Genomic DNA, 10,538 nt, shown 5'->3' on the forward strand with positions numbered 1-10,538 from the left:
CTAGGCGATCGCGATCGGGGCACCTACAAAGTATTTGCAGGCTGCTACCCGAAAAACTAAACATTTGTTAACAAACCCCATTTTTTCCTCTCTAACGTGCTATTCTATACACAAAGGTGGTGCGTTTTGAGTTAGCTTTAATTTTTACCATAAAAATCAATATGCTCTCTATTCCAGGCGTTGCTGTCCAGACGCTGCTTTACGAAAGTGTCAACTCTCTGGTTTACCGGGCGATTCGGGAAGCAGATAAAGGGCCGATTATCCTCAAACTTCTCAAAGAAAGCTACCCCACACCTCAAGAATTGGTGCGCTACCGCACCGAATACCGCATCACCCAAGAGCTAAAAGAGCCGGGAGTCGTGCAGGTTTATGAGTTGCAAAAATACCAAAACAGCCTCGTGATGTTTGTGGAGGACTTTGGCGGCGAATCATTGACAATTTGGATGCAGCAGCGAAAGTTTAGCCAGGAGGAGTTTCTGCAAATTGCGATCGCCACAACTGAAATTTTAGGGCAAATTCACCGCGCCAACGTCATCCACAAAGATATTAACCCTTCTAATATTGTTTACAACCCGGAAACAGAACAATTAAAAATTATCGACTTTGGCATTTCCACTCAGTTAAGCCGAGAAACACCGATACTGAAAAACCCCGGAGTTCTGGAAGGAACCCTTGCTTACATTTCACCAGAACAAACCGGGAGAATGAATCGTACTCTCGATTACCGGGCTGATTTTTACTCGCTTGGTGTCACCTTCTACGAATTGCTGACAGGCAAATTGCCTTTTGAGACAGAAGATGCTTTAGAACTGGTTCACTGCCACATTGCCAGACAGCCGCTTCCCCCGCACGAAATCAAGCCAGAAATTCCCCTAATAATCTCGCTTCTTGTCAGTAAATTGATGGCGAAGAATGCCGAAAACCGCTATCAAACAGCCTTGGGTATCAAGCATGATTTAGAAATGTGTCTGCTGCAATTACAACAAACGGACAGCATAGAAGAATTTGAATTGGGAACGCGAGATATTACAGATCGTTTCCTGATTCCCGAAAAGTTATACGGCAGGGAAACTGAAGTTGATAATCTATTAGCAGCCTTTGAGCGAGTCAGTACAGGTACCGCCGAAATGATGTTGGTAGCTGGCTTTTCTGGGATTGGTAAAACCGCAGTCGTGAACGAAGTCCACAAGCCGATCGCCAGAAAGCGTGGCTATTTTATTAAAGGCAAATACGACCAATTCCAGCGCAATATTCCTTTCAGTGCATTTGTGCAAGCATTTCGGGAATTGATGGGGCAATTATTATCAGAAAGTGATGCTCAATTAAAAACATGGAAAACTAAGATTCTGACAGCATTGGGTGATAGCGGGCAAGTGCTGATTGAGGTGATTCCTGAATTAGAACGCATCATTGGTGCTCAAAGTCCTGCACTAGAACTGTCGGGGAGTGCCGCCCAAAATCGCTTTAATTTGCTGATGCAGAAATTTGTGCAAGTATTTACCACAGCAGAACATCCATTAGTGATGTTTTTGGATGATTTGCAGTGGGCAGATTCGGCATCCCTGAAGTTACTACAACTGTTAATGGAGGATAGGGGGCATCTGTTGCTGTTGGGTGCTTATCGGGATAATGAGGTGTCCGCTGCTCATCCGTTTATGTTGACGGTGGATGAGATTGTGAAGTCTGGGGCAGTGGTGAATACTATTACCCTGCAACCGTTGAGTTTAGCAGATCTCAATCAGTTGGTAGCAGATACGCTGATTTGCGATTTATCTTTGGCCGCACCCTTGACAGAATTGGTTTATCAAAAAACCAAAGGTAATCCCTTTTTCTCGACTCAATTCCTCAAGTCGCTGTATGAAGATGGTCAAATCATCTTTGACTCGGATGTAGGGCATTGGCAGTGCGATATTGCTCAAGCTAGACTTACCCACGCCTCGGATGTGGTGGAGTTTATGGCGGTGCAATTGCAGAAGTTGCCGGCCCCTACTCAGGAGGTTCTCAAACTTGCTGCCTGCATAGGGGCGCAGTTTGATTTAGATACCTTGGCAATAGTCAACGAAGAATTACCAGAACAAACAGCATCAGCACTTTGGAAAGCCTTGCAAGAAGAACTCATTTTACCCATTACAGAAGGCTATAAATGCTTCATTCCAACAGACGATCGCTCCCATACTGAGTCTATTACCAATCCCACTTATCGCTTCCTGCACGATCGCGTGCAACAAGCTGCCTATTCATTGATTCCCGACAACCAAAAACAAGCAACTCATCTCAAAATAGGACAGTTACTGCTACAAAAATATTCAAATATAGAAAAAGAAGAAAAGCTCTTTGATATTGTGGGGCATTTAAATCAAGGAATTGAGTTAATTAATCAATTAAGCGAACGAGAAGCGTTAGCCAGACTCAACTTGGCAGCGGGTTGTAAAGCCAGAAGTTCTACTGCCTATGCTGCGGCAAATATGTATCTGCAAATGGGAGTTGAGCTACTGACACCTCAATGCTGGCAAACTCAATATGAATTGACCCTAAATCTCTATGTTGCTGCTGCTGAAATTGCCTATTTGAATGGTGACTTTGATGGTATGGAGCGGATGGCAGCACAGGTTTTACAAGAAGCTAAGACGATTTTAGACAAAATTAAAATTTACGAAATTCAAATTGCCGCCCAGACAGCCCAAAACAAGATGTTAGAAGCGATCGCAGTGGGTAGAGATGCCCTGCGACTACTGGGGATCGATCTCCCCAGCGAACCTGACAAAGCCTTAATTGGTAAAGCGTTGCAAGCCCTGGCCAGTCAACTTCAGGACAAACAGATCGAGCAACTGGTTGACTTGCCTGTGATGACAAATCCACAGACTCGGGCAGCTATGCAACTCTTGGGAATATTGCATGCACCCATTTTTCAAGGAATGCCGAGTTTAACGCCCCTAGTTAGCTGCACGATGGTAAGTTTATCGCTCCAATTTGGGAATGCACCCGCCTCGACTATGGGGTATGCGATGTACGGGTTCATGTTATGTGCCTTTTTACAAGAGGTGGAAACCGGCTATGGCTTTGGGCAATTGGCACTGAACTTGCTGGATAGGTTGAATGCGCCCGAATTCAAGTCTAAAATTCTGGCTTGTTTTGGGGGCTGGATTCAGCATCGCCAAGATGCTCTCTTGGCAACGATACTGACGAGCAAAAATGGCTATACTGCGGGCATGGAAACTGGCGATTTTCTCAACGCTGGCTACAGCATAAAAAATTACTTTGATGCTCATTTCTTCGGTGGGGTAGAACTAGACACTTGGGAAACCGAAATAGTAAGTTACAGCGCTGCCTTGGCTCAGGTGAAGCAATATTCTGCCCTGGCTTTTTTGGATATAACACGGCAGACGCTGCAGAACTTGAGGGAAACCCGTATTCTGCCAGATTGTTTAATCGGCTCTGCCTACGATGAAACGGTAATGAGTCCTAAGCATTATCAGAACAATGAATTCACTGCGATCGCTACTGTCTACATTTTCAAACTGTTGCTTGCTTATTCATGGGGGAATTACAAGGCTGCTCTTGACTACCTTGCCCAAAGCCAACAGTATTTGATAGCAGTATCGGGAATGATTTTTGTTCCCATTTTCCATTTCTATGCAGCCCTGACGCACCTGGCACTTTTTCCCACCCGCCCAGAAATTGAGCAAGCTGAAATTCTTGCCCAGGTGGAAATTCATCAAACTACGCTGAAACAGTGGGCGCAAAATGCTCCCATGAATTATCTGCATAAATGGTATTTGGTTGAGGCCGAAAAACATCGCGTTTTGGGCAATAAAGCTGAGGCGATTGAAATGTACGATCGCGCCATTTCTGGAGCCAAAGAAAATAAATTCCTCAACGAAGAAGCACTAGCTAACGAACTAGCAGCAAAATTCTATTGGGAATGGAGCAAAGAAAAACTTGCTCAAACCTACATGATTGAGGCCTATTATTGTTATGTTCAATGGGGAGCCACTGCTAAGGTAACGGATTTAGAAACGCGATATCCCCAGTTATTGGCGCCAATCCAACCGGGAATAAAAACCCCTAAAACTACGGCATCAGTGACCACCACGAGTTCTGGTTCTAACTTAGATATCACCACAGTAATGAAAGCTTCTCAGGCGATTTCCGGTGAAATAATGCTAGATAAGCTCCTGTCTAGCTTGATGAAAATTCTGATGGAAAGTGCCGGGGCCCAAAGAGGATATCTAATTTTATCAAGTCAGGGAAAACTGTTAATTGAAGCTGAAGGTAAAATAGATGACAATCTCGTTACCGTTTTGCAGTCAATCCCCCTTGAAAATTGTCAAGAACTTTCCTCCGCAATTGTCAATTATGTGGCCCGCACTCAAGAAAGCGTGGTACTAGATGATGCTGTCCGAGAGGGACAATTTACCAACGACCCCTACATCCAAAAGCATCAGCCCAAATCAATTTTATGCGTGCCGCTGATCAACCAATCTCAAATCATTAGTATTGTTTACCTAGAAAACAATCTCACAGCCGGAGCTTTTACGCCAGAAAGAGTGGAACTATTAAAAGTGCTATCTGGACAGGCGGCTATCTCGATCCAAAATTCTAAGCTTTATACAGAAGTCCGCGAAAGTGAGAACAGACTCGCTCAATTTTTAGAAGCAATTCCAGTGGGGGTGTCAGTGCTGGATGCTTCTGGCAAACCTTACTATAGTAATCGCGTTGCTATTCAATTATTGGGTAAAGGAGTTATTCCTGAAGCCTCCAGCGAGCAAATAGCAGAGGTTTATCAACTCTATCAAGCTGGAACCGAGCAGGAATATCCCTCTGCACAATTGCCTGCTATGCGGGCGTTGAGTGGTGAAAGTGCCACTGTAGATGATATGGAAATTCACCAAGGCAACAAGATTATTCCGATCGAGGTTTGGGGTACGCCAATCTATGATGAAAAGGATAATATTTCTTATGCCATTGTAGCTTTTCAAGATATTACGGAGCGCAAAAAAGCCGAAGCAGAGCGAATCAGGTTTACCAATGAATTGTTCCAACTCAACAAAGCTTACGAGCGCTTCGTTCCCAATCAATTCCTACAGTTTCTAAATAAATCAAGCATTATTGAGGTGGAATTAGGCGACCAAGTGCAGTTAGAAATGTCGGTGTTGTTTTCCGACATTCGCGACTTCACCACGCTCTCGGAAAGCATGACGCCGGAGGATAATTTCAGATTTATCAATTCCTATCTTTCTCGCATGGAACCCGTCATTAATGAAAATAACGGGTTTATTGATAAATATATTGGCGATGCGATTATGGCGCTGTTTAGCGGCGAGGCGGATAATGCGGTGAAAGCCGGAATTGCTATGCTGCAGGGCCTGGTTGAATACAATCAAAACCGCGCTAATTTTGGCTGTGCGCCGATTCAGATTGGGATTGGCATCAATACTGGAACTTTGATGCTGGGAACGGTGGGCGGTCAAAATCGCATGGACGGGACGGTAATCAGCGATGCGGTGAATTTAGCTTCTCGGGTGGAAAGTTTGACGAAAAATTATGGGGTGTCGCTATTAATTACCCAGCCAACTTACTCGCGCCTAAAAAATCCATCCCAGTATGCAATCCGCACCCTCGATACGGTAAAAGTCAAGGGAAAATCCGAAGCAGTAACGGTTTATGAGGTGTTTGATGCTGACGGGCTAGAAATTAAAGAGGGTAAGTTAGCTGCGCTGGAATTGTTTGCAGAAGCGAGGGCAATTTACTTGGAAGGGAAGTTTGCTGAAGCGGCGCGGCTGTTTTCCGAGTGTTGGCGTCAAAATCAGGGCGATCGCGCTGCTAAAATTTATTGGGAACGCTGTGAGTCTGCATTGGTGAGTCGCACATAAATTAAAGACCGGTCACACAATTTAGATTAATTGCAACAGTCCCAAACTCGATCGCTAAATTGTTGGACGGGGAGATCGTTTTCATTTTTCTGACTTGGCGGTCAATAATACTTTGCGGCAAGTAAAATTTGTTGACCGTGTACAGGGGAATCGCCCCACCGCGATATTGCTGAGCACAATTGTCTGCGGCTGTTGTTGAGCCTGGGAATTGACGGATTTCACGAGTGGTATTGGGGCGATGGTTGGGTGCAGTCTCGGTTGGAGGGAGTGTCGCTGCTAGCGCTGAATTTGGGGCCAACGGCTAGTTTACTGCGGCTGCGGGAGTTTTTGGCGGGTAAGCAGAAAGCCTCAGAGTGATGTGAAGGTCGATCGCTTCATTGAGGACTAGGATTAGGTCAAGATCCATCACAGCAGCGATCGCGGGCAAGGAAGGCAAAAGCAAGAGTAACCGAATTTTTCTGGCATTATCTAAACTTATGTCCCTGTGTAAAAACCTACCAAAACATATCCTATACTTTTCGCCCAATTCGGTATGCAACATTAGCTATAAGTTTAAGAAAAGTAATTATCCTTGTCTTGTTAAAATGCTAAAATTAGCTTTACATGATTAATGGTAAAGCTGGGCAGTGCTTGTGTCAGCAACTGTATATTTATAAATTTCAGTAAAACGTAATCAGCGAGCAGATTTATGTATACTCAACTTTCATTGTGGGAAGAGCCAAAAGCAGAAAGCCAGAAACATGGTCAGCAATTATCTCTGCCTGATGCCGAAATAATCATGTACCGCGACTTTTTGAATAACAATGAGAGCAACGAGATATTTGCGGAATTGTACGGCGCTATTAATTGGAAGCAAGAGGTGGCTCTGCTTTTTGGCAAGCAAGTCGCTATACCGCGACTTAGCGCATGGTACGGAGATGTAGGTAAATCTTACACTTACTCCAAAATAAAAATGGAGCCTAATCTATGGACACCTACACTCATAACAATCAAATCTAAAATAGAAGCAATAGCAGGTACAGTGTTTAACAGCGTGTTGCTTAATCTATATCGCGACGGCAAAGATAGTGTAGCTTGGCACAGTGATGATGAATCAGAACTTGGTGAAAACCCAGCGATCGGTTCTGTAAGTTTTGGGGCTACTCGTCGTTTTATGCTCAGGCACAAATACCAAAAAGAAACGAAATTAGAAATTCAATTAACTCCTGGAAGCTTCCTGCTGATGAAAGGAGCAACCCAGCATTTTTGGCAACACCAAATCCCGAAAGCAGCCAAAGTTACTGAACCAAGAATCAACCTTACTTTCAGGAAAGTAATCTAAATTAATTAAGGGTAATTTGTAATTTGCATAGGCGTTTATCTGCCTTTTGCTGCGGTTTTAATAAAAAAAGATTGCAACTTTTGTTAACAGTAAAAGTAGCGATTTTAGCACAGCAGCAATAACAGTACCGCCGAATTAACGATCGCACGGGAGTGCCGCTGCTAAGGCTGAGTTTGGGTCAAACGGCTAGTTTGTTGCGGCGGCGCGGGTTTTTGGCGGGTCAGCAGAAAGGCTCAGAGTGATGTGAAAGTCGATCGCACTTCTTTTCTCTCAAAGTCTCATTCTTCACGTTTAGCAATTTTGCCTGTTAAGGTGTAGTGCATCCCCTTAAGTTTTACCTCATCTTTATTCCCTAACTCTTTCAAGTTCCTTAACTAACTCTAAGCTAAATGTGATCAAACTATTGACATAACTTTAGCAACATATATATTAATAATTCGTAAATAGCTAGGTCGGTAGTAATACAAATCTCGACACAAATAATTATATCTGAAGATAGACGAATCCTAAATTAAACACAGCTAGCCTATATAACTAGCATCAAATAAAATACTTAAAAATTGCTTATAATAAATTGATTGATATAAGAAATTTTTAAGTAGATATTCAGATAAAAAAAAGGAAATTTATGGTACTAAGCATTATTGTTCACGGTGGAGCAAAAACCATCACAGAAGACAAGGTAGCAGCCAACAATGCAGGCTGTACCGCAGCCGCAGAAGCTGGTTGGGCAGTGCTCGCAAGGGGGGGTACAGCAGCAGAAGCTGTTGAGGCAGCTATCCGGGTTCTGGAAGCTGACCAGACATTTAACGCAGGCTTTGGATCGGTTCTCAACAGTAAGGGAGAGGTAGAGCTAGACGCAGCGATGATGGAAGGCGGTTCATTAGCTTGGGGAGCCCTCGCAAATGTTAAAGGCGTGCGGCATCCCATCTCCGTGGCGCGAAAGATTATGGATAAAAAACCCATGTTCTTAGTAGCGGATCACGCAGAACATTTTGCGGCCGAAAATGGAGCCGAGATGTGTAAAAAAGAAGACTTAATCGCTGATGAGCAACAGGAAGAGTGGGAGGAGGAAAAAGAAGTTATTGACCGCCCCAATACCGTTGGTTGTGTAGCTTTGGACAGCAGCGGCATCTTAGTTGCCGGTACCTCAACAGGCGGCACTATGAATAAGCCCGCCGGTCGCGTCGGCGACAGCGCCATTATCGGCTCAGGCTTGTTTGCTGAAAATGAACAGGGCGCTTGCTCGACCACAGGCGATGGCGAGTCGATTATACCAGTAGTTCTGGCTAAGACGGCGATCGACATTCTAGCGTCCGGCAAGCACCCAGACGATGCAGCGCAGATGGCAATTGAGACTCTGGCATCTAAGGTAGCAGGAGAAGCTGGGTGCATCCTCATAGACCCTCAAGGGCGGGTTGGCTGGGCGCATAATTCAACGGACATGGCTTGTGCTTATAGAACCTCAGGAATGGACAAGGTGGCTGTGTTCACTAAGAAAAAACAACTCGTCCATCATTGAAATTATTGAGGTTGCATTCTCCCTAGTTGGAGAGAGTTAAAATTCCGCAACTAATATCTTGTTTCCTAGGTATTAAGTAGCTGGACATCAATAAACACTTTTTCAATTTGTAGGGCGGGCATTGCCCACCCTACTTTTAATTGTGTCGAGCTACTTAGTGGCCGGCAAAACAGTTCAATTCAAACTCGACTTGAAGGTTTCTTATGAACTCAACATACGACTTTCCTTACTTTCAGGGTAATTCTCTTTCCGATTTGTTTGCTGCAGACATTACAGATGCAGGTTATGCGTTCATCCTAAATTACCCTGCAACTGCCAGTTGGGCTGCTTACCCCAACAGAAAAAAATACTTTATTCAAGACGGCAGCAGTGAAGCCACCAAAACTTCTTTCGACAAGATTGGTCAGAAGGAACCTTGGAAAAATCTGGCTGTGTTAGGCGATGCCATCCCAGGGATTGTGATTAATCAGCCGCCGAACTCGCTGATGGACTATTGGCGGGAGCATTTTGGCTTCAGCTACAGCAGTATGGAGATGATAGACTGCTCAACTTATCTCGAAGATCTCAGCGTAAGCGATCGCTTTGACAAACTCCTGAGTCTATTTCCCTTCGACAATCTCAAACCTGAAAAACACGCCGTCCATCCCGACATCCACTACCACTTACTCAGCAAAGCCACGCTAGCAGAATTAGGCGTGCAATGTCCGAAATACCAAACCTACAATCTGCACGAAGTCAATCTCGAAAGCATTCAGTTACCAGAGCAATTCCCCTACTTGATTAAAACGTCCCACGGGCTTTCTGGAGAAGGCACTTATATTATCAAAAGCGCCAGCGATCTGAACTACTGCTTGCAGGAAGTGAGGAAATATCTCGATATTAAGTTGCTGGATACGATTATTGTCTCGGAATTCGTCAAGAATGAAGTGCAGAACTATTGCGTGCAGTTCTATGTAAGCAAAACGGGAAATATCACGCTTATCGGCACTACCAGCCAACTTGTCACCCCAGAGGGTAGCTATTTAGGGGGACTGATTCACTACCGCGAAACCGACATGAGTAGGTTTTTTGAGATGATTGCCGCTATTGGTAAATATGCTCACCAACAGGGTTATTTCGGCGTTATTGGCTTCGACGTGCTCGAAGACTCGGAGGGAGAGTTGTATGCCATAGATGCCAATTTCCGAGTTAATGGTTCGACTCCCCTTTGTGTCCAGCGCCATACCTTACTGGGGCTGGGAAAGGAGGTGGCTCAATATTCCAGTAGCTGGCGAATGGATGGGACTTTGGAATCCATTCTTGTTACGCTGAAACCAGAACTCGATCGCAAGGACTTGATAATCTTGTCAGCTTTAGAGAAGGTTAAATACGGGAAAATCTACACGGAATTTTACGGGATAGTCGCGGGTGAGGATATGAAGGAAATGCAGCACATCGAGGAGAATTTGCACAGTAAGGGATTGCAGCAATTTGGTTGATATCTACTCTACCGATTGCAGCAGTTGTGCGGTTCAATTAAATCGGCTTGATAAATATTCCCCAAAGGCAAAATCTCCTCGGTCGGTTTCTCAAAACAATCTCTAAGTCGCTACTCTGCTGATAGTTCTTGAATTTTGTTAATAGCCTCTTGGTAATCACTTGTATTTCCTTGGTACTTGTACAAGTCAGCGGCTTTTTGATAATCTGCGATCGCCTCTGCTTTTTGTCCTAGGTCAGACTTGGCTAAACCACGATTGTAGTAGGCATGAGCATTAGACATCTCCAATAATTCCAATCCCTTCCCCCGCTTGGTTTCGGGAGTTAAGCCCCTTTAAGGGCTCAA

6 protein-coding genes and 1 pseudogene are annotated in these 10,538 nt (G+C 44.4%); 5 read left to right on the forward strand and 2 right to left on the reverse strand.

Annotated elements, in window-relative coordinates:
• Positions 1-161: 161 nt before the first annotated feature.
• The gene (locus QUB30_RS19415; RefSeq protein ID WP_333336539.1) at positions 162-5,873 is read left to right on the forward strand and encodes an AAA family ATPase; all 5,712 of its coding nucleotides are present in this window, start codon (positions 162-164) and stop codon (positions 5,871-5,873) included.
• Between the two features lie 162 nt (positions 5,874-6,035).
• Positions 6,036-6,230: pseudogene (locus tag QUB30_RS19420) on the forward strand (hypothetical protein); the annotation flags it as partial.
• On the opposite strand, the gene QUB30_RS33905 reads toward QUB30_RS19420, so the two are convergent.
• Entirely contained in the window at positions 6,175-6,315 is a 141-nt protein-coding gene (locus QUB30_RS33905; RefSeq protein WP_445300518.1) for a hypothetical protein, read from the reverse strand. The pseudogene QUB30_RS19420 and the gene QUB30_RS33905 sit on opposite strands and share 56 nt — an antisense overlap.
• Positions 6,316-6,561: 246 nt before the next feature.
• On the opposite strand from QUB30_RS33905, the gene QUB30_RS19425 reads away from it, so the two are divergent.
• The 3 genes from QUB30_RS19425 to QUB30_RS19435 all read left to right on the forward strand — a co-directional run bounded on the left by QUB30_RS19425 (position 6,562) and on the right by QUB30_RS19435 (position 10,194).
• Entirely contained in the window at positions 6,562-7,194 is a 633-nt protein-coding gene (locus QUB30_RS19425; protein ID WP_333075127.1) for an alpha-ketoglutarate-dependent dioxygenase AlkB, read from the forward strand.
• 628 nt (positions 7,195-7,822) lie between these two features.
• Positions 7,823-8,716: an isoaspartyl peptidase/L-asparaginase family protein gene (locus QUB30_RS19430; RefSeq protein ID WP_333075126.1), complete on the forward strand. Its 894-nt coding sequence runs from the start codon at positions 7,823-7,825 to the stop codon at positions 8,714-8,716.
• Positions 8,717-8,919: 203 nt separating this feature from the next.
• Positions 8,920-10,194: a carbamoylphosphate synthase large subunit gene (locus QUB30_RS19435; RefSeq protein ID WP_333336541.1), complete on the forward strand. Its 1,275-nt coding sequence runs from the start codon at positions 8,920-8,922 to the stop codon at positions 10,192-10,194.
• A 110-nt stretch (positions 10,195-10,304) separates the two neighbouring features.
• Here the strand turns inward: QUB30_RS19435 and QUB30_RS19440 are convergent, their stop codons facing one another.
• Positions 10,305-10,475, reverse strand: coding sequence for a tetratricopeptide repeat protein (locus QUB30_RS19440; RefSeq protein ID WP_333336543.1), 171 nt, complete (start codon positions 10,473-10,475; stop codon positions 10,305-10,307).
• Between the last annotated feature and the right edge of the window lie 63 nt (positions 10,476-10,538).

It is taken from the genome of Microcoleus sp. BROC3 (assembly GCF_036702515.1).
Classification (GTDB): Bacteria; Cyanobacteriota; Cyanobacteriia; order Cyanobacteriales; family Microcoleaceae; genus Microcoleus.

Bases quoted from the DNA above. Each gene is read 5' to 3' on its own strand.
- QUB30_RS19415 (WP_333336539.1), top strand. From the start codon at position 162: ATGCTCTCTATTCCAGGCGTTGCTGTCCAGACGCTGCTTTACGAAAGT.
- QUB30_RS19425 (WP_333075127.1), top strand. From the start codon at position 6,562: ATGTATACTCAACTTTCATTGTGGGAAGAGCCAAAAGCAGAAAGCCAG.
- QUB30_RS19430 (WP_333075126.1), top strand. From the start codon at position 7,823: ATGGTACTAAGCATTATTGTTCACGGTGGAGCAAAAACCATCACAGAA.
- QUB30_RS19435 (WP_333336541.1), top strand. From the start codon at position 8,920: ATGAACTCAACATACGACTTTCCTTACTTTCAGGGTAATTCTCTTTCC.
- QUB30_RS19440 (WP_333336543.1), bottom strand. From the start codon at position 10,475: ATGTCTAATGCTCATGCCTACTACAATCGTGGTTTAGCCAAGTCTGAC.